Raw genomic sequence first — 20,039 nt, 5'->3', positions numbered from 1 at the left:
TAGAAGCAAATGAGAAGACATTACTAATACTGTATTCTATAAGTTTGTTGTTTTATAACTTATCTAAGCTTATGATTTTATTAATCTATTTATGAATTTTTATTTGATTTTTAATATGTATATTCAAAAGCGCAAAAAAATGCCCAGAGTGATTTAGGGAAACTCTGGGCTATAACGGGCTCTTTTGAGCCTTGCGCTAACTAAAAACTTTCTAATTCATAGGGAGAAGTTGAAAGTGTTTTAAGTATAGTCAAAGCTCTTAAAATTACATATTTTTAGTGCATTTTTTATACTGCAGTTAATACAAACACTTAACTGTGTTGTACACATTTTATACGTGATTTAAGTATATTTACTCCCAGTTTATTAACTGGGTATTTTGCACTAGATCGCGCGGTAGTGAGTTTTTGATCTTATTTTTTTGCCATTTACCTAGCCCAATAGGGCAGCCGCATAAAGTTAATACCACTTCGCCTAGCTCTTTTGTAGGCTCGGCTAATCGAACATCTTTACCATTAAAGTAGTCGTTTGCTTGTTCGCTATTTAGCGCATACGTGTTGGTTTTACACGCATTGCCTAAAACTGTAGCAAACTCGTGGGTTAGCCTTACGCCATTTTTATGAATAATGCCTATTTGAATACCTAAGCGGGCGTATTTAATTTTGTTTTGAATGGCATCAAATCCCTGCGGGAATAACCACAGTTCTTTGTCGCGCTGCATTAATGTGCCGGGTAAATTTGTTAAACCAAAGTGTTTTTTAAGCTCGCTCATAAATGCAGTTGTTGGTTTTTTATCAAACTCAACAAACGGAAACGCGCCTTTTTTAACTGTTTGGTTTGGGTTGTTACAGCTTGCATGCTTTTTAAACTTGGCAATAAAAAAGCCTTCGCTGTCGTAGGTTTGCGGCCAAACGTGCAAATAGCCCTCGGTCGTTGTTGCTTTATCGGCGCCCGGAAATAAATCGCTAAGCGACTCGGGCGTTATAAACTCGCCAAATTCAGCAAGCAAATATTCGCATACTTGCTGATTTTCTAGCGGGGTGAGCGTACAGGTTGAATAAACAAGCGTGCCGCCGGGTTTTAACGCGTAAAATGCGCTTTTTATTAAGTCTTTTTGTACTTGGGCTATTTGAATGTTTGATTCGATTGACCAATTTTTTAATGCGTCTGCATCTTTACGTACGGTGCCTTCGCCAGAGCAGGGCGCGTCTAGCAATATGCTATCGAAACATTCATACATGTAGTTACCAAATATAACGCCATCAAAGTGTGAAAGCGCACAGTTACCCACACCCATACGTTTTAAGGTGGCACTCAATACTTTTAAACGCGACGACGAAAGCTCATTAGCAACCAACACGCCTTGGTTGTTCATTAGTGCTGCTAGCTGCGATGTTTTAGAACCCGGCGCCGACGCCATATCAAGCACGGTGCTGCTTGTTTGTATGCTTTGCTTAAGCGCAATAGGCGGTAGCATTGAACTTGCCTCTTGCACGTACATGGCGCCGCTTAAATGCAAATCGGTATTACCCAGGGCTAGGTTTTGTTCTTCATTACTTGGGCGCTCTAGCCAAAAGCCTTCGCTACACCAAGGAATTGGCGTAAGTTGCCAATTTTTTTGCTCGGCTTTTTTAATAAAGTCTTCAACGGTTATTTTTAATGTATTAACGCGGATAGATTTTCTGAGTGGGCGACGACACGCATTTATAAAGTCATCTAACTTTAAATGATTAGGCAGGTAGGTTTTTACGTCGTCTATAAAGTGCTCAGGAATAAAAGTATTGGCGTTCACGCGCTAGCTCGTACATTAACAATAAAGCGCGATTTTAGCATTTAAATAACTAAATTTCAGTGATAAAAATGCGCCCCCTAATTAACTGGCGCTGTCGACACTTTGTGGTTTTTAGGTATTTATAAACTATTATGATCATACTTTAGACTAATGGTGTCGACAATAAGGCTGTTTTTTAGCCTTTATGTTAGGTTTTAGGGTTGACATGTTTTTTTAATGCGCCCATTATGGTGATACAAATTGTCGACAATCTAAAAAATAACTTATGACAGACTCATTTTTAAACGAAGCGCCCGTTACCACAGCATCCGATCAGGTATTTGTAAATATGCGCCGTGAGATTGTTGAAGGCACTATTGCCCAAGGTAGTAAAATTTCGGAGCCTGAGCTTGCAAAGCGTTACGGCGTAAGCCGCGCAACATTGCGTGAGGCGCTAAACCGCCTTGAAAGCTGTTATTTAGTTGAGCGCAAAGCCAATGTAGGTTGCCGTGTTGTAGCACTTACCGCTGAGCGTTTAATTGAGGTTTACCAAGTACGCAGCTCGCTTGAGGGCTTGGCGTGCCGCTTAGCTGCCGACAATATGGAGCCTGATGAAATTAAAGGCTTAAAGCAATTACTTAATCAACATTTACAAACGCAGCGCGTTAAAGAAGGCGAGTCGTACTACCAAGAAGCAGGCGATTTAGATTTTCATTATCGCATTATTAAAGGTAGTAAAAATGCGCATTTGATTCATTTGCTTTGTAACGACCTGTATCAATTAATACGCATGTACCGCGTGCAAATGGGTATGGTGGGGCCGCGTGTATCAAAAGCGTTTGACGAACACCTAGCCATTATTAACGCGATTGAAAACCACGACGGCGAACTGGCCGAAATGCTAATGAAGCGCCATATAAGTGCGTCGCAAGCGAATATTCAAACCAAATTTGATTTATTCCAATCTGAATAAATGTTTACTCATACAGATTGGTAAAAGCCGCTAAAAGCTAAAAGTTAAGCAAAATAGTTAAAGCGTCATATAGAAAGATTAAAAATATAAGTTACTCCATGTAGCCACCGTTCAAAGAGAGGAAATGACATGTCAGCAGGATATAAATTTAAACAAGCTATTGCTAATAACCGCCCATTACAAGTAGTGGGCACTATTAATGCCTACACAGCAATGATGGCTGAAAAAATGGGCCACCAAGCTATTTACCTTTCGGGTGCGGGTGTTGCTAATGCCTCTTTCGGTATGCCTGATTTAGGCATGACTAGCCTAGACAACGTGCTTGAAGATATTCGCCGTATTACCGGTGCAAGCGATTTACCTTTACTTGTTGATGCCGATACCGGTTGGGGCGGGGCGTTTAATATTGCACGTACTGTTAAAGAAATGACCAAAGCAGGCGCGGCGGGTTTTCATATAGAAGATCAAGTGGCGCAAAAGCGTTGTGGCCATCGCCCAAATAAAGAAATTGTAAGCCAAGGCGAAATGGTTGACCGTATTAAAGCCGCGGTAGATGCCAAAACCGATAGCGATTTTTACATTATGGCGCGTACCGATGCGTTTCAAAAAGAAGGCTTAAATGCGGCCATTGACCGCGCAGCAGCCTGTGTTGAAGCTGGTGCCGATGCTATTTTTGCTGAAGCTGTACACGACCTTGCCGATTACCAAGCATTTGCCAATGCGTTAAATGTGCCTATTTTGGCCAACATTACTGAGTTTGGTCAAACACCAATTTATACCAAAGAGCAATTAAGTGATGTGGGCGTTGAAATGGTGCTTTACCCACTCAGTGCGTTTAGAGCTATGAATAAAGCGGCACTTAATGTGTACTCGGCTATTTTAAATGAAGGCTCGCAACAAAGCGAAATTGAAAACATGCAAACCCGTGCAGAGCTTTACGACTTTTTAGATTACCACACATACGAAAACACACTCGATAACCTTTTTTCATCAAAATCTGACAAACAATAATTATTAAATTAGACAACACACAAATTTAAGATAGGAGAAGATCATGGTAGATAAAGCATTAGGCGGCGCAGGCTTACGCGGACAAGTAGCAGGCCAAACGGCATTATGTACAGTTGGCCAAAGTGGATCGGGCTTAACGTATTGTGGTTACGACATTAGCGAGCTGGCTGAAAAAGCGCAGTTTGAAGAAGTGTCGTTTTTACTTTCACGCGGTGAGTTACCTACATCTAGCGAGTTGGCTGAGTACAAAGCAAAATTAAAAAGCTTACGTGGCTTGCCAGATGCACTTAAAACCGTGCTTGAAAATATTCCTAAAGATGCGCACCCAATGGATGTAATGCGTACAGGTTGCTCTATGTTGGGTAACCTTGAAATGGAACTTGATTTCAGCCAAGCAAACGATGCGATTGACCGCATGGTTGCAGTGTTTCCAAGTATTATTTGTTACTGGTACCGCTTTTCACACGATGGCGTTCGTATTGAAACACAAACAGACGACGATTCAGTAGGCGCACACTTTTTAACGTTATTACACGACAAAGCACCAAGCGAGTTGTTTGCGCAAGTAATGAATGTGTCGCTTATTTTATACGCAGAGCACGAATTTAATGCCTCAACATTTACAGGGCGCGTATGTGCTTCTACCTTGTCTGATATTCATTCGTGTGTAACGGGTGCGATTGGTATGTTACGCGGGCCATTACATGGTGGTGCAAACGAAGCTGCAATGGACATGATTGAAGGCTTTACTAGCGCAGAGCATGCTGAGCAAGAAGTAATGGGTATGCTTGAGCGTAAAGATAAAATTATGGGCTTTGGCCATGCTATTTACCGTGAGTCGGACCCGCGTAATGTAATTATTAAAAAGTGGTCTGAAAAATTAGCGGCAGAGGTGGGCGATGATGTGCTTTACCCAGTATCTGTTCGTTGTGAAGAAGTAATGTGGCGCGAGAAAAAGTTATTTTGTAATGCTGATTTTTTCCATGCATCGGCTTATCACTTTATGGATATTCCCACTAAGTTGTTTACGCCAATATTTGTAATGAGCCGCGTTACTGGTTGGACAGCACATGTTAAAGAACAACGTGCTAATAACCGTATTATTCGCCCAAGTGCAGATTACACAGGGCCAGACGCACGCAGCTATACGCCAATTGAATCAAGAGGCTAATTAGTTAGCATTTAAGGTGAGCCTAGCTCACCTTTTTGCCTTTTTATTTCCCGTCACTTATTAGCGAATTTTTATTATGACCATAATTAATAACACTCAGTACCGCAAACCGCTTGCGGGCTCAAATGTAGATTACTACGATACCCAAGCCGCTGTTGATGCCATTAAACCAGGCGCTTATGCCACACTTCCTTATAGCTCGCGTGTATTTGCAGAAAACTTAGTACGCCGCTGCGATCCTGCCATGCTTACCGATGCACTTAGCCAAATAATTGAGCGTAAACAAGATTTAGATTTTCCTTGGTATCCGGCGCGTGTGGTGTGCCACGATATTTTAGGTCAAACGGCCCTTGTTGATTTAGCAGGCTTGCGCGATGCAATTGCCGCTAAAGGTGGCGATCCGTCTAAAGTTAATCCTGTGGTACCAACGCAGCTAATTGTTGATCATTCGTTAGCGGTTGAACATGCAGGGTTTGATCCTGAGGCATTTGAAAAAAACCGTGCCATTGAAGACCGCCGAAACGATGACCGTTTTCATTTTATAAACTGGACTAAAACCGCGTTTAAAAATATTGATGTTATCCCGCCTGGTAACGGCATTATGCATCAAATTAACCTTGAAAAAATGTCGCCCGTTATTCAAAACCGCGATGGCATTGCATTCCCCGATACGCTTGTTGGTACCGATAGCCACACCCCGCATGTTGATGCATTAGGTGTTATTGCTGTGGGTGTAGGCGGGCTTGAAGCTGAAAGCGTTATGCTTGGCCGCGCGTCGTACATTCGTTTACCCGATATTGTAGGCGTAGAGCTTACGGGTACTCGCCAGCCTGGTATTACCGCTACCGATATTGTGTTGGCGATTACTGAGTTTTTACGCGAGCAGCGTGTTGTATCGACCTATTTAGAATTTTACGGCGAAGGCGCCGATGCTTTAACGCTTGGTGACAGAGCAACTATTTCAAACATGACGCCAGAATTTGGTGCGACTGCGGCGATGTTTTATATCGACGATAAAACAATAGACTATTTACGTTTAACAGGGCGCGATGAAGAGCAAATAGCCCTTGTAGAAAACTACGCTAAAACGGCTGGCCTTTGGAGCGATAGCTTAAAAACCGCAAAATACGAGCGTGTTTTGACCTTTGATTTATCGAGCGTTGGCCGCAATATTGCGGGGCCTTCTAATCCACATCGTCGTGTTTCAACCAGCGATTTAGCGAAAGAAGGTATTTCGGGCGTTGTTGAAAACGAAGAAGGCTTAATGCCAGACGGTGCGTGTATTATTGCGGCAATTACCAGCTGTACTAATACTAGCAACCCGCGCAATGTAATAGCTGCAGGTTTGTTAGCGCGTAATGCGAATGCAAAAGGGTTAATGCGCAAACCTTGGGTTAAAACGTCGTTAGCGCCGGGCTCTAAAGCCGTGCAATCGTACCTTGAAGACGCAAACCTATTGCCAGAGCTTGAGCAGCTTGGTTTTGGTATTGTTGGCTTTGCGTGTACTACCTGTAACGGTATGAGTGGGGCGCTTGACCCTGTGATTCAAAAAGAAGTGATAGATCGCGATTTATACACAACGGCTGTGCTTTCGGGTAATCGTAACTTTGACGGGCGTATTCACCCTTATGCAAAACAAGCCTTTTTGGCATCACCGCCTTTGGTTGTAGCTTATGCTATTGCGGGTACGATTCGTTTTGATATTGAAAAAGATATTTTAGGACAAGATCAACAAGGTAATGATGTAACGCTTAAAGATTTATGGCCAACCGATGAAGAAATAGATGCGGTAATTCAGCAAAGCGTTAAACCTGAGCAATTTAAAAAAGTGTACGAGCCTATGTTTGACTTAACCGTAGATTACGGTGAAGACAACGACCCACTTTACGATTGGCGAGCTCAAAGTACCTATATTCGCCGCCCGCCTTATTGGGAAGGAGCACTTGCTGGTGAGCGCACCATGAGTGGTATGCGTGCCTTAGCGGTATTGGGCGATAACATCACAACGGATCATTTATCACCTTCTAACGCAATTATGGCAAGCAGTGCTGCGGGCGAATACCTTACTAAAATGAACGTGCCAGAAGAAGACTTTAACTCTTATGCAACGCACCGCGGCGATCATTTAACGGCGCAGCGTGCTACGTTTGCAAACCCTAAATTACTTAACGAAATGGTACTTGATGAAAACGGTGACGTTAAGCAGGGATCTTACGCGCGTATAGAGCCTGAGGGTGAAAACACACGCATGTGGGAAGCAATCGAAACCTACATGCAACGTAAACAACCGCTTATTATTGTTGCCGGTGCTGATTACGGGCAAGGATCGTCGCGCGATTGGGCTGCAAAAGGCGTAAGGCTTGCAGGTGTTGAAGTTATAGCTGCTGAAGGCTTTGAGCGTATTCACCGCACAAATTTAATTGGCATGGGCGTTTTACCGCTTGAGTTTGCACCAGGCACGACACGTAAAACACTAAACCTTGATGGTAGTGAAAGTTACGATGTAAAAGGCGCACCAGCACCGGGCGCCACATTAGAGCTTGTGATCACCCGTAAAAATGGTGAAGTGCTAACTGCAGCGATGAAATGCCGATTAGATACGCAAGAAGAGCTTTCTATTTACGCTGCTGGTGGTGTATTACAGCGTTTTGCTCAAGACTTTTTAGAAGCGACAAACGCGTAATAAGGATTTAAAAATATGTTTAAACCACAAATAAAAGTGCCCGCGACCTACATGCGTGGTGGCACGAGTAAAGGTGTGTTTTTTAATTTAACCGATTTGCCAAAGCCTGCCCAAGTGGCAGGTGAGGCGCGCGATAATTTATTACTTCGTGTTATTGGTAGCCCCGATCCTTATGGTAAACAAACCGACGGCATGGGCGGTGCAACATCAAGCACCAGCAAAACGGTTATTTTAAGTAAAAGTGAGCAAACAAATCACGATGTAGATTATTTGTTTGGGCAAGTAGCTATTGATAAAGCGTTTGTTGATTGGAGCGGTAACTGCGGTAATTTAACCTCTGCCGTGGGGGCTTTTGCAATTAGTAATGGCATAGTTGATAAAAACCGCGTGCCCGATAATGGCATAGCTATTGTGCGTGTTTGGCAGGCTAATATAAAAAGAAGCATTTTAGTGCATGTGCCTATGACTAATGGCGAAGTGCAAGAAACCGGTGACTTTGAGCTTGACGGTGTGACGTTCCCTGCAGCAGAAGTAAAGCTTGAGTTTGTAGACCCTGCTGATGGGGATGGGGCTTTATTTCCAACAGGTAATGTTGTTGACGATTTAGAGGTGCCAGATGTTGGTACGCTAAAGGCGACAATGGTTAATGCGGGTATTCCAACTATTTTTATTAATGCTGAAGATATTGGTTATACCGGCACTGAGCTGCAAGACGACATTAATAACGATGACGCTGCGCTTGAAAAGCTTGAAACAATACGTGCTTATGGCGCTGTTAAAATGGGCTTGATTAATAATATAAATGAAGCACAAGCACGCCAGCATACACCTAAAGTTGCGTTTGTTGCTAAGCCTGTGGCGTATAACGCATCAAGCGGTAAACACATTGATGCTGGCAGTATTAATTTATTAGTACGTGCTATGTCGATGGGTAAATTACATCATGCCATGATGGGAACAGCCGCCGTTGCAATTGGCACCGCAGCAGCAGTTGACGGTACGTTAGTAAATATGGCTGCTGGTGGTGGCGCATTGAGTGAAGTGAATTTTGGTCACCCCTCGGGCACGTTAAAAGTAGGCGCTGAAGCTAAAAAGATTAATGGAGACTGGCAAGTTACTAAAGCGAGTATGAGCCGAAGCGCCAGAGTATTGATGGAAGGGGTTGTAAGAGTTCCCTTTTAATAATTTTTTACTGCATTATTAACTTTGTGAAATTAAAAGACCCTTATAGTCAGTTAGGGTTAACGTAACAATATTAATAATGCAGTAACAATTAAGCAGGATTTTAAAATAAATAAAAAACAAGGGATTGGCTTTTCTAGTTCTAAAGGTTTACTTTCAATTAAGGGCTCAGTTCTTTTGGGTTGCTTTATCTCAGTTATGCATTTATTTTTAATGTTCTGTCGCAAATACTTGAAGAAAAAATTTAACAAACTAAATTTAATGTAATAATCAATCAATAAACACGATATATTATAAACCAACATGTTGGTTTTTTGTGGCTGTAACCTAGGTTATTGAATTTAATTAAGGCCTATAAAAATTAAAACATGGCGTTAAACTAAAATTACATCATTTTATATGTATAAATATGTAGCAACAACTCATAGCTTAATGGTACTTTTAAAGTTCTAGTAACAAAGGTTAGATTATTGTGCTTGTTTACATTTTTTGTAAACGGCTAATATACTTTCCCAAGTTTAACCAAACTTTTTCAGATACTTATTTCATGGCTATCAAGGAGAAATAAATGGCGAAGCGTATGATCAAATTTACACCAATAGCGGCATCAGTTGCACTTACACTCGGCTTAACGGCGTGTGGTTCTGACAACGATGGCAATAACTATGTTGCACCACCACCACCTGTTGAGTCTTTTAGCTCAGAAGACACAGCTTTATTTAACGTAGAAGTTACAGGTAAAGCGGTTAAAGGTGCGATGATGAACGCGGTGGTTAGCGTTTCAACATTAGATGCAACTGGTGAAATGGTTGCAGTACCATTTCGTTTAGCAGCATCTGCGGAAGCTGAAACATTCTCTGCTGAAGAGTCAACTCAAGCAGCTGCAGATGCAGCAGTTGCTGCAAGTATTTTAGCAGCAAACCCAGAGGCTGTTTTAACAAATGAAAGTGGCCGTTACAGCGTTTACTTAGAAAATGACTTTTCAGGTCCTGTATACATTACTGTTAAAACATCAGCAGAAGGCGACGATAGCTACCTACGTTGTGATGCATACCTAGGTTGTGGCACTTACGACGAAGCACCAGCTGCAGAAGACGATGTTAACGATGGCGATACAGCGATTGAGTTTGGCGAATGGTACAAAACAGACTTAGAGCTCTCTGTTGTTAAATTTATTCCAGCGGTAGAAGCAGATGCATCTGGCGCAAGTGGTGCTTTAGGCGATGCAAACGTAGCGCGTTCACTAAGAGCAAACGCGACTTTCTTAACAACGCTTGTATCACAACTTTTAATTGATGCTGGGGAAGGTGTTGATGCTGCTGGTATTGCTAATTCTAGTGTTGATGTGCTTGTTCAAGTTTTAGGCCCAGATACAGCACTTTTACTAGCTTCTTTACTAGGTGATGTTTCTAACGGCGGTGCAGTCGATTTAACTGACGTTGACGGCGAAGAAATGCTAGACGATGGTATTTTATCGTTAACTCAACTTGCTTCATCTATTCAAGGTCTTGCTGATATTAACGGCAACATGACAAAGCTTATTGCTGGTATTAAAGCAGGTAAAGTAACAGGTAGTGACGATGCAGACATAGCTGCACTAGCTACTGCACTGCAACAAGCTGCTACAAATACGGCTAATATTTTCTTTGCAATTGCTACTGGTGAAGAAAGCGATATTGAAGCTGCACTTGCTGCTGCATTTGCTGTAAACAACCCAGATGCAACTGACGCTGAAAAGGCGGCATTTGCTGCACAATCAACAGGTATTGCTAAAAAAGCAAAAGCGGCTAAAGATAAAGCTGTTAAAAATGGCGCAGCAAGTGATGCTGGTTTAGCTAAGGCTGCTGAAAAATCTAAAAAAGCGCTTGAGAAAATTGGTTGTACTGACGATTGTACAGTGGGCAACGGTTTTTACATGCAACTTGCAGCTAAAACAACTGCTGCGGTAACTGTTGCAGAAGCTGAGCTAGTGTCAATTCAGGCATCAGTTACTGCTGCGCAAGCTGATTTAGTTGCAGTACAAGCACTAGGTGGTGACACTGTAGTTGACGCAGACACAGCAGTAGCATTTGTAAATGCGGTTGAGTTACTTGTAAATGAAGCTGCAGTTGCTGATTTAGCCGGTGAATCGAATGCATTGTTTGTACAGTCTCAAGGTTTAGTGTCTGTTGCTACTTTACTTGTGGCTAATAGTTCTGATTACCAACAGATTTTAGATGATGCAGACGCGCTAGTAGCCGGTTCTTCAGCTGAAATTGAAAAAGTTGCAGCGTTTAACACAGAACTTGCATTACTTGTTACTGAAGCTGAAGCAGCGCTTGCTGAGTTTGATGCAGCAGTTGCAGCAGCAGCTGCCCTTGCTACAGAAACTAACGAACTAGCGCTAGCAGCTGAAACGGCTGCAATGACTGCTGAATCAGCATCAACAACCGCGCTTACAGATGCTGAAAATGCAATGGTAAACAACGCTCATAATGCAGCTGAGGCGCTAGCTAAGGCAGATGCTGCGATTGTTGCGGCTTCTGACTTTGCTGCAAGTGTTGACGCATTCGAAGTTGCTATTGCACAAGCATTAGCTGCTGCAGAAGCATACTTAGCTTTAGATGCTGACAGTGCCGATGCACAAGATTTAATTGATGCTGCAGAGGCAATGGCTGTTACAGCTGCTGCTAAAGCTGAACTTGCATCAGAGCAGTTTGCTACAGCGTATGCTCTACAATTAACGGCGCAAGAAGCGGTTGCTAAGTTTGAAGTTCTTGTATCTGTTAAAGCAACATCAGAGTCACTAAGCACAATGACTGTACTTACAAGCACTGGTGGTGAAGCGGTTCTTGATGCGGCTGACGTATTAGGTGATGTAATTAACGAACTTGCTGATATGGGCAACTCTGGTGAAGGTACGTCTACTCGTCAACCTAACTGGACTTATGCTTACAGCTTAGACGACCTAACGCTTATGCTTAACAATGAAACCACAGGTGAAATGATCAGCGCTGCTGCATCTTACCAAGGTGAGCAGTTAGTTGTTGCTTGGGGCGCTACGTTAGTTGGTGGTGATGCTACGGTTGAGCTAATGACTGCAGACACGCAAACTAATGCTCTTGCAGATTGTGTTGATTTTGCAGCCGGTACTATTGACGAGACTCAAATTGATTCTTGTTTAATATTTACTTTTGACGGCGAAGTTGATGCTGACACAGTAGATGATGCTGAAATCGTTAATACTGAAACTTGGAACCACGTGACAATTATGGACGGTGATTCTGGGTTTACTGGTATGTTAAACGTAACGGCTAATGACGCGACTGACAAGGGTACTGTTACTCTTGAAGGTATGTCTGGCGACCTAGACTTTAAAGTTATGGGTACGGTTGACGCAAGCGGTGATGAAGATCAAAGCATGCTAGATGTAATGGTTAAAGGTGACGCAGCAATGGGTTACACATTATCTCTTATGGGTGCTGAGTCTACGGGTTACACTGGCGACGTTAAAGCTATGTACAATGGCATGATGATGTCGTTTGGTACTGCTACTAAAGTTACTAATGGGCTTTCAATCTCTTACATTGATGGTGTAACAATGGATTACACTGATGTTGATTTAATTGACTCAAGCAAGTAATTTTTAAACTATTAAAGGGAAAGCACATAGCTTTCCCTTTTTTTATTGAAAGCGATTAAATTATGAAAAAAAAAATTCTTTTGCTAGGATTTTCATCAGCTCTACTATCTCCACTTGCATCCGCTAATAATCAGTTTCAAGTTTTTACTCATTTTGACGCAGAAATCTATACCGAAGCGCAACCAGTTCAGGCATTTGTTGATGACTTTGATGCGCCGCTAACCTCGGGTGACAGTGCATTTACTTACAATATTTTTGAAGTTGGTGTTGGGTACGGTAATTTTAAAGTTGGTTTACAAAGTCGCTTTGACTACGTACTAAATTTTGATCCAGATACGGCAAAATATACACACATTGAAAAAAATGATTTGGCTTTTGAAGATAGATACTACACCTATTATTTAGACGCTAAACAAGCAACTTCTAATGGTATATTTGCGTCTTACGATTTTAAATTTTTAGATAAAAACGCATTAACCATTACACCAAAACTTTCTATTTTTGCTAGTACGCACTTTCAAGACGGGATTGTTGACGGGCGTATTTACAGCGATGAAGTAGAAGGCGATATTTCTGTAGATTATAACTATTCAAAAGATATTTTATTTAAAAAATTTACGCCATCTGAAAACCCAGAAGGGTTAGGTTATAGCCTAGATATATTTGCTAATTGGCAAGTAAATGACGAGTTGCATGTAGGCTTTAGCGTTAAAGACTTGCTGTATAAAACAGATTATGTAGACAGTGGGTATGTAAATGGGCAAACAACCGAGATCCCATTTAGCCAGAACGATAATGGCGATATAATTACGCAGCCAACTGTATCGTTAAAAACATCGTCGTTTGGAAATACGCAATCTCATGATTTTGATATGAAAATGCGCATGCAAGCGTTTGCTGACTATAGAATAAATGATCGATTTTCGACTCAATTAACTCTTAAACGCTACGATCAAGATACATTTAGCCAGTTAAAAGGGCGAGTTCATTTTTGGGATCATTGGAAAGTACAGGCTGGCTATGAAACTAAAAGCAAGGCTTATTTAGTGGGTATTGAAAGCGAGTATTTTGGTCTTAATCTGCAAACCGATAGTTTAGATTTGGATAAAGCGTATTATGCAAATATAAATTGGTACATGAACATTAAGTTTTAAGGAATGAAGATGTTAAAACAAATTATACCTTTAGGGGTTGCAGTAGCATTAGCGGGTTGTGGTGGATCATCTTCTAGTTCTGATAACAACGAAAGCGTGGCTGTAACTCAAATTACAACTAATTCAACAGCCCGTTTTTATGTCGCCAACTGGCAGTCGCCGAAGGGTACACTCAATATTTTAAATAACGAAGGTGTTATTCAAGAGTCGATTGAAGTAGATAACATTAATACGTTTAGCATAAGTGTAACGCCACTTACATACAGCCGCTTTGAATTTATACCTGATGATACGTTGTTATCTTGTCCACGATTTACAGGGTGTGGCAGAACAGTACGTGATGACCCTAATGATTTAAACGGTAACCGTTTAGTTGATTTTCAAGAACCAACGTCTGTTACATTAAATTATAAAGCAGATGCATTTATTGCCCCTGGCGTTAACGCGGTGTATTTTTCTCCTTTAAGTACAGCGATTACTGATGCAGGCTTAAGTGCAGTGCAAGCAAGTTTATCTGCCACGCCGTTTTATCATTTAACGCACAGTAACCTTACAGCCAGTGTTGAAGCTGAAATGGTAACTAACGCCTTTACTTATGCTGCTATTATTGCGGGTGTAGCCGATATTAACTTTAACGTTGATACTGCATTTAATGCCTTTTCTAGTAATGATAGCGAACAACAAGCATGGCAAGATTACAGCCAATTAGCTGCTCAATATATTCCTGATAACCTGTTTAGTGAACAGGGTAATGGCTTACTTTCTAATGTAGCTGGCCAAGTAAACCAAACTATTGCGAGTGTTACTACTTATCAGCAGTGGGAGCCACGTGTGAGTGAAGCACAGAGCATAGATTCAAGAGAGCTGCTTGTTGATGTTAGAAATATTATTGGTGTTGCAAGGCTTCAAGAAAAAAGCTACTCAAATGAACTCGACGCTAAATTTGCTGAACTAGAGGGTGCGTTTGACGAAGATACTCAAGCAACGCTCACAGCACTGACTAATGCGCTTAACGAGGTTATAACTAATTATTCACCGCTGGCTGATGATTCAGTGCCTGCTGGGCAATATTCGCTGAGAGATTTAGACATTGATTACAGTAAATCGCCTTATACTTGGGCTATAACGGGTACCTACGATAACTTACCGATTAGCATAGACTTATCTATTCCTACATTTAGAGTAAGTGGCGTGTTAGGTAATAAAATTGAGGGTGTAATGAGTGCTACGGTAACCAATGGCTCAACTTTACTGAGTGTTGATGTTAGCGAGTTGCTGATTCAGTTTGATGGTATTGACGTTGTAAACGAAACAAATCCTGATGCTGATACAGGTATTGCACAACTTACTACTAATGTTGTTATTAATAAAGCTAATGGTGAATTAGCTGGCGATTTATCGTTAAACCTAAACCGTTTTGTGGACTCATTTGGCGAGGTATCCACTACGTTATCGTCTTTCGATTTTCAAGGTGACTTTGAAAGCGAGGTTCAAAGTACTGCGTTTCATATAACTGCAATTGAATCGTCACCTTTTATTGGTGAAGAAAATGATGATTTAGCCTTTACCTTTGAATTAGATTTTCCACTAAGTGCCGCTAGCGATTTTAAATTTGCTTATGTGGGTGCTGTAGATAATTTAACAGAGCTAACATCAACGGATATATATGTGAGTGCTCAAGGACAGGCGTTGGATCTTCGTATTCGCGATGTTAATGGTAATATTAGCCTAGTTGCAAAAGGTGAAAACGGTCGCTGGTTAGATGTAAAACAAGCGGGTCGTAATTACAGTGGCGGCTTATACTTTGGTGATAAAAAAATTGCTGAGGTTACAGCTGTCCGTGGGATCCCAGGTGTTTTATTTCCAAATGGTGATTTTGAATCGGTGTTTTAAACCACTGTTAGTTTTATAAACTAATATTAAAAAGCCCAACAAGGTGAACACCTAGTTGGGCTTTTTGTATTTTGTAACTGCCGTTATAAGAGTTCTATTTCAACAGTTTCGCCTTGTGCAATGTTTCCACTTTGTGCAGGGACTACAATTAAACAGTTAGCTTTACTGAGAGACGACAGAACGCCTGAGCCTTGTTTTTCAACAGGTGTGACAACAAGGTTGTTGTTTTCGTCGTTACTGGCAATACCACGTTGAAAGTCTGTTCGGCCTGGGCGCTTTTTAATTTGTTGAGTTGTGACTGCTCTTAAACGAAGTGTGGGTTTAGGCTCATTGCCAGATAGTTTAGTCAATGCTGGTTTTACAAGTCGCTCAAGCGTAACGGCTGCAGAAACTGGATTACCAGGTAAACCAAAAAAGTAGCTGTTAGGCAATTTACCAAAGGCAAATGGTTTGCCTGGTTTCATGGCTATTTTCCAAAAGTGTATATCGCCAATGTCGTTCAGTACTTCTTTTGTGAAGTCGGCTTCACCAACCGATACACCACCAGAGCTAATAACGGCATCGGCTTGCTCGTCCGCTTTTAAAAAGGTATTTTGAATAAGTGTTTTGTCATCGGGAATAATACCAAAATCAATCACCTCTATATTTGGATTATTAAGCTCGCTAATAATGACAGTACGATTACTTTCATAAATAGCGCCAGCAGGAAGTGCATTACCCGGCTCTATTAGTTCGTCTCCAGTTGAAAACACGGCTACTTTGAGTGTTTGGTAAACGTTTACTTCGTAAATACCAATAGAGGCTAATAATCCCACGTCTACGCCTTTAAGCTTTCTGCCTGCTTTTAATATCACACTGTTTTTTGCAATATCTTCACCTGCAAAACGGACATTGTTATTGTGCTCAATAGTGCCTGTAAAAGTAATTTCATCATTATTTACAGTGGCGTTTTCTTGCATAACAACCGCGTTAGCACCTGGTGGAAGTGCTGCACCGGTCATAATTCTTACGCATTGACCGGGCGTTAGCGTTTTGTCGAAGGTTTGACCCGCAAATACACTGCCTATTTGCGTGTAGGTGGTTAGGTCGTCACTAATACACAATGCATAGCCGTCCATCGCAGAGTTGTCATGTGCGGGCACATTAATTGTTGATTGAACATCAGTAGCCAAAATTCGGCCAACACTACTCATTACAGGTATTGTTTCGGGATGCTTATTAAAGCTAATTGCATCTAACATATTACTGATTGCGGTTTCTATTGGTAATAAACCGGGTGCATTGCAAACATCGTTCATATATATTGCTTACTTAATTCATTTTTTAAAACAATACTTACAATGTCAAAGCTTTACAATACATGGCTGGGTTATTTTTTGTTTGGTATTTGCGTGTTTTCAAGCTCGTTAAACGCAAAAGAAACAATACATGTTGCGGTGGCAAGTAATTTTAAAACCGTGTTACAAACTTTACTGCAAGACTCCCCAATACCGGGTATACAAGTAAAAATATCAGCGGCTTCTAGCGGTGTTTTATATTCTCAAATTGTACATGGAGCGCCGTTTGATGTGTTTTTATCGGCTGACGATGTACGCCCGCAAGCTTTAATAAAAGAAGGGTTTGCTAGTCACAGTAGCTTAATTACCTATGCACTTGGTGAACTTGCTGTGTGGCAGCCCAATGCTAATAAAGTAAATAATAAAGTGGCGATAGCTAATCCGCGTTTTTCACCTTATGGGCAGGCGTCTGAGTTTTACGCGAATGCCAATTTTAAAAAGCCAATAAATTATGTGTATGGTAATAATATTACGCAAGCTTTTCAGTTTGTTCAAAGTGGGAATGCATCTGTAGGGGTCGTGGCTGTCTCTACATTAAAAATGGCGTTTAATAATAGCCAGGACCCACAGTATTTGTCGTACAAGTTAATACCGCCTAGCGAGTATCCCGAAATTATTCAACAGGGGGTTATTATTAAATCGAGTAAAAAACTGGCAACCGCTCAAAAGCTTATGGACTTTTTAATGACCAACAGCACTCAACTTAAGCTTGTTGAATTAGGATATAGAACAAAGGATAGCAATGCTTCAAAGTGATTTAACAGCACTGTGGCTGACGGTAAAGTTAGCTTTTATAACGGCTGTGTTGCTGCTTGTTTTTTGTATTCCTGTTGCATACAAACTAGCGGGGTACAAAGGTAAATTTAAACCGTTTTTAGAAGCGCTTATTGCAATGCCGTTAGTATTGCCACCGACCTTGCTTGGTTTTTATCTGCTGGTTTTATTTTCACCCACACATGCTGTTGGGCAATTTTGGTTTTGGCTAACAGGTACCCAACTTGCGTTTAGTTTTCAGGGTGTTGTTATTGGTTCGCTTTTTTATTCTTTGCCGTTTGTAATGCAACCCTTAGTGGCAGGGTTTAAGCAGATTAACCACACCTATAACGAGGCTGCAATTGCCTTGGGTTTGAGCCACTTTAAGCGTTTTTTTTACTTAATATTGCCGTTGTTAAAACCTAGTATTGGTAGTGCATTTGCACTGGGGTTTGCGCATACACTCGGGGAGTTTGGCTTAGTGCTGATGATTGGTGGCAATATACAAGGAGAAACACAGGTTGTTTCTATTGCTTTGTACGACCATGTAGAGTCGTTAAACTATGCAGCGGCGCATCAGCTTTCGCTTATTTTACTCGCTATTTCATTTGCGTGTTTAGTGCTGTTATTTAAATTTAATAAAAGCATAGTGGGGGTTAAGCAATAGTATGATTAAGTTAGCCCTTTATAAATCGCTAAACAACTTTGATTTAGACATAAACCTTCATCTTGAATCTTTTACTATTGCGGGAATATTTGGCCCATCGGGCTCGGGTAAGTCCACCTTGCTACGTTGTATTAGTGGCCTTGAAGGTGAGCAGAGTGTTTATATAAATGATAAATCGGTACATCATTTACCAACTGAACAACGCGGTGTTACGTTGCAAGTTCAGTCCTGCCCATTATTTCCGCATTTGGATGTGGCAGGTAATTTAGCGTTTACACAAAAGCATTGTTTTAATAGGCAAACTGACTTAACTGAACAAAAAGTTATTGATGCACTTGAGTTACACCCCTTACTTAAACGCAACGTTCAAAGCTTGTCTGGTGGGGAGCGCCAACGGGTGGTGTTTGCACGAACGTTGTTGGCAGGTCAAAAATTAATTATTTTAGATGAGCCATTTAGCGCACTTGATTGGCCGCTGCGCTTTAAAACACTCTCAACATTAAGTGAATTGGCGGCAACGTTTACTATTAAATTTATTATAGTGAGCCACTCGTTAAAAGAACTATTATTTTGTTGCGATACCCTGGTGCAGCTCAATAACGGTAAAGTAATTAACCATGGCCCGAGTGCGCAGGTGGCTAAAGCTATTTACGCTAATAATAAACAAGCACCGCTGAGCTTAATTAACTTTCAAATCATTACATTTGATGAAAAATACGGTGTGTATTTGCTTAAACTACACAAAAGCGAGCAGCAGCTATTTGCATTACCCAGCGCTGTAGAGCAAGGTAATAAACTTATATTAGAGTGTGAGCAAATATCGGTAAGTGCAGAAACGCCATTAAGCACAAATAACAGCAATGTTTTAATATGTACGCTGCACAGTGCAGAACTTATAGATAAAACATGGCAACTTAAGCTAGATGTAGACGGACAAAGCTTGTACTGCTTACTTTCACCAAGAGTGTGGGATCAAAATAACTACAAAGTAGGCGATACACTTTATGCGACTATTCATAATCTAGAGTAGTGTAAAGTGGGTTTTAGCTGCACGTAGCACAATGACTGTTTTTTGTGATTTTAAAGCGACTAAACTCCATACTTAAACCATCAACCAGCAGTAAATGTTCGCTCAACCCGCTTGGTAATCCAGCAAGCATTTTTAACGCTTCAGTGGCCTGAATACTGCCAATTAATCCTACAATGGGCGATAGCACGCCTGATTCTGAGCAGCTTTGTGTTTGATCAGACATAAACTGCGATAAACACTCATAACAGTGGCTATTTTCTTGCATTGTAAAACAGGCAACTTGGCCTTCCATTCTAATTGCAGCGCCCGATACTAATGGGATTTTTGTTTTATAACAGGCTGTGTTTAATACATTACGTGTAGTTAAGTTATCAGAGCAATCAATGACTATATCAACATTTTTTAATAGCTCGTCAAGCTTTGACTTTTCGTCTAAAAATACATCGATTGTATGTATATCTATTTCATCATTTAAGCTAGTTAGCTGCGCTTTGGCGGCGTGTGTTTTTAAGCTTCCCACATCTGTTTGTTTATAAAGCACCTGCCTTTGCAAGTTAGTAGCATCAACCACGTCGTTATCTACAAGCGTTAACGTACCCACACCGGAGGCAGCTAAGTACTGAGCAACCGGGCAGCCCAAACCACCTAAACCTACTATAAGCGCATGAGATTGCCATATTTTTTCTTGCCCCTCTATATCTAATTTAGGAAGCATTATGTGGCGCGAGTAGCGAAGTTGTTGTTGGTAAGTCAGGGCTGGTTTAGTCATTAGCGGCTTCTCATTATTTTTAT

The 20,039-nt window shown here is 41.1% G+C and carries 14 protein-coding genes; 11 read left to right on the top strand and 3 right to left on the bottom strand.

The window, feature by feature from the left end:
* Nucleotides 1-352: 352 nt before the first annotated feature.
* The gene (gene rsmF / locus RF53_RS07760; protein WP_039037186.1) at nt 353-1,792 is read right to left on the bottom strand and encodes a 16S rRNA (cytosine(1407)-C(5))-methyltransferase RsmF; all 1,440 of its coding nucleotides are present in this window, start codon (nt 1,790-1,792) and stop codon (nt 353-355) included.
* Between the two features lie 265 nt (nt 1,793-2,057).
* Between rsmF and RF53_RS07755 the strand changes: the two genes are divergently transcribed.
* The 8 genes from RF53_RS07755 to RF53_RS07720 all read left to right on the top strand — a co-directional run bounded on the left by RF53_RS07755 (nt 2,058) and on the right by RF53_RS07720 (nt 15,460).
* Complete coding sequence (locus RF53_RS07755) at nt 2,058-2,744, top strand: GntR family transcriptional regulator (protein ID WP_039037185.1); 687 nt, start codon at nt 2,058-2,060, stop codon at nt 2,742-2,744.
* A gap of 129 nt (nt 2,745-2,873) precedes the next feature.
* The gene (gene prpB / locus RF53_RS07750) at nt 2,874-3,755 is read left to right on the top strand and encodes a methylisocitrate lyase (protein WP_039037184.1); all 882 of its coding nucleotides are present in this window, start codon (nt 2,874-2,876) and stop codon (nt 3,753-3,755) included.
* Nucleotides 3,756-3,798: 43 nt separating this feature from the next.
* Complete coding sequence (prpC, locus tag RF53_RS07745) at nt 3,799-4,926, top strand: bifunctional 2-methylcitrate synthase/citrate synthase (RefSeq protein WP_039037183.1); 1,128 nt, start codon at nt 3,799-3,801, stop codon at nt 4,924-4,926.
* A 76-nt stretch (nt 4,927-5,002) separates the two neighbouring features.
* Nucleotides 5,003-7,609 carry a Fe/S-dependent 2-methylisocitrate dehydratase AcnD gene (gene acnD / locus RF53_RS07740; RefSeq protein ID WP_039037182.1) on the top strand — a complete coding sequence of 869 codons (2,607 nt, stop codon included), beginning with the start codon at nt 5,003-5,005 and terminating at the stop codon, nt 7,607-7,609.
* Between the two features lie 15 nt (nt 7,610-7,624).
* Nucleotides 7,625-8,791, top strand: coding sequence for a 2-methylaconitate cis-trans isomerase PrpF (gene prpF / locus RF53_RS07735; RefSeq protein WP_039037181.1), 1,167 nt, complete (start codon nt 7,625-7,627; stop codon nt 8,789-8,791).
* A gap of 568 nt (nt 8,792-9,359) precedes the next feature.
* Nucleotides 9,360-12,413: a hypothetical protein gene (locus tag RF53_RS07730; protein ID WP_039037180.1), complete on the top strand. Its 3,054-nt coding sequence runs from the start codon at nt 9,360-9,362 to the stop codon at nt 12,411-12,413.
* 62 nt (nt 12,414-12,475) lie between these two features.
* The gene (locus RF53_RS07725) at nt 12,476-13,567 is read left to right on the top strand and encodes a hypothetical protein (protein ID WP_039037179.1); all 1,092 of its coding nucleotides are present in this window, start codon (nt 12,476-12,478) and stop codon (nt 13,565-13,567) included.
* 9 nt (nt 13,568-13,576) lie between these two features.
* A complete protein-coding gene (locus tag RF53_RS07720; protein ID WP_039037178.1) occupies nt 13,577-15,460 on the top strand; it encodes a hypothetical protein in 1,884 nt (627 codons plus the stop codon).
* 83 nt (nt 15,461-15,543) lie between these two features.
* Here the strand turns inward: RF53_RS07720 and moeA are convergent, their stop codons facing one another.
* A complete protein-coding gene (gene moeA, locus RF53_RS07715) occupies nt 15,544-16,758 on the bottom strand; it encodes a molybdopterin molybdotransferase MoeA (RefSeq protein ID WP_039037177.1) in 1,215 nt (404 codons plus the stop codon).
* Between the two features lie 42 nt (nt 16,759-16,800).
* Between moeA and modA the strand changes: the two genes are divergently transcribed.
* From modA to RF53_RS07700, 3 genes are read left to right on the top strand one after another with little or no spacing between them, the layout of a single operon-like run.
* A complete protein-coding gene (gene modA / locus RF53_RS07710) occupies nt 16,801-17,553 on the top strand; it encodes a molybdate ABC transporter substrate-binding protein (protein WP_052242874.1) in 753 nt (250 codons plus the stop codon).
* Nucleotides 17,540-18,217, top strand: coding sequence for a molybdate ABC transporter permease subunit (gene modB / locus RF53_RS07705; protein WP_039037176.1), 678 nt, complete (start codon nt 17,540-17,542; stop codon nt 18,215-18,217). The genes modA and modB overlap by 14 nt, the downstream gene beginning before the upstream one ends.
* Before the next feature lies 1 nt (nt 18,218).
* Nucleotides 18,219-19,247 (top strand): ATP-binding cassette domain-containing protein, encoded by a 1,029-nt coding sequence (locus tag RF53_RS07700; protein ID WP_039037175.1) that lies wholly within the window; start codon nt 18,219-18,221, stop codon nt 19,245-19,247.
* Between the two features lie 13 nt (nt 19,248-19,260).
* Here RF53_RS07700 and RF53_RS07695 read toward each other — a convergent pair whose 3' ends face one another.
* Nucleotides 19,261-20,016, bottom strand: coding sequence for a HesA/MoeB/ThiF family protein (locus tag RF53_RS07695; RefSeq protein ID WP_039037174.1), 756 nt, complete (start codon nt 20,014-20,016; stop codon nt 19,261-19,263).
* Between the last annotated feature and the right edge of the window lie 23 nt (nt 20,017-20,039).

Source organism: Pseudoalteromonas sp. ECSMB14103, assembly GCF_000813065.1.
In the GTDB taxonomy this organism is placed as follows: Bacteria; Pseudomonadota; Gammaproteobacteria; order Enterobacterales; family Alteromonadaceae; genus Pseudoalteromonas; species Pseudoalteromonas marina.
Note: the sequence above shows the minus strand (reverse complement) of the source record. Positions and strands in the feature narration are given on the sequence as shown.

Excerpts from the sequence above, each read along its gene's own strand:
- RF53_RS07755 (WP_039037185.1), top strand. The coding sequence starts at position 2,058 with ATGACAGACTCATTTTTAAACGAAGCGCCCGTTACCACAGCATCCGAT.
- prpB (WP_039037184.1), top strand. The coding sequence starts at position 2,874 with ATGTCAGCAGGATATAAATTTAAACAAGCTATTGCTAATAACCGCCCA.
- prpC (WP_039037183.1), top strand. The coding sequence starts at position 3,799 with ATGGTAGATAAAGCATTAGGCGGCGCAGGCTTACGCGGACAAGTAGCA.
- acnD (WP_039037182.1), top strand. The coding sequence starts at position 5,003 with ATGACCATAATTAATAACACTCAGTACCGCAAACCGCTTGCGGGCTCA.
- prpF (WP_039037181.1), top strand. The coding sequence starts at position 7,625 with ATGTTTAAACCACAAATAAAAGTGCCCGCGACCTACATGCGTGGTGGC.
- RF53_RS07730 (WP_039037180.1), top strand. The coding sequence starts at position 9,360 with ATGGCGAAGCGTATGATCAAATTTACACCAATAGCGGCATCAGTTGCA.
- RF53_RS07725 (WP_039037179.1), top strand. The coding sequence starts at position 12,476 with ATGAAAAAAAAAATTCTTTTGCTAGGATTTTCATCAGCTCTACTATCT.
- RF53_RS07720 (WP_039037178.1), top strand. The coding sequence starts at position 13,577 with ATGTTAAAACAAATTATACCTTTAGGGGTTGCAGTAGCATTAGCGGGT.
- moeA (WP_039037177.1), bottom strand. The coding sequence starts at position 16,758 with ATGAACGATGTTTGCAATGCACCCGGTTTATTACCAATAGAAACCGCA.
- modA (WP_052242874.1), top strand. The coding sequence starts at position 16,801 with ATGTCAAAGCTTTACAATACATGGCTGGGTTATTTTTTGTTTGGTATT.
- modB (WP_039037176.1), top strand. The coding sequence starts at position 17,540 with ATGCTTCAAAGTGATTTAACAGCACTGTGGCTGACGGTAAAGTTAGCT.
- RF53_RS07700 (WP_039037175.1), top strand. The coding sequence starts at position 18,219 with ATGATTAAGTTAGCCCTTTATAAATCGCTAAACAACTTTGATTTAGAC.
- RF53_RS07695 (WP_039037174.1), bottom strand. The coding sequence starts at position 20,016 with ATGACTAAACCAGCCCTGACTTACCAACAACAACTTCGCTACTCGCGC.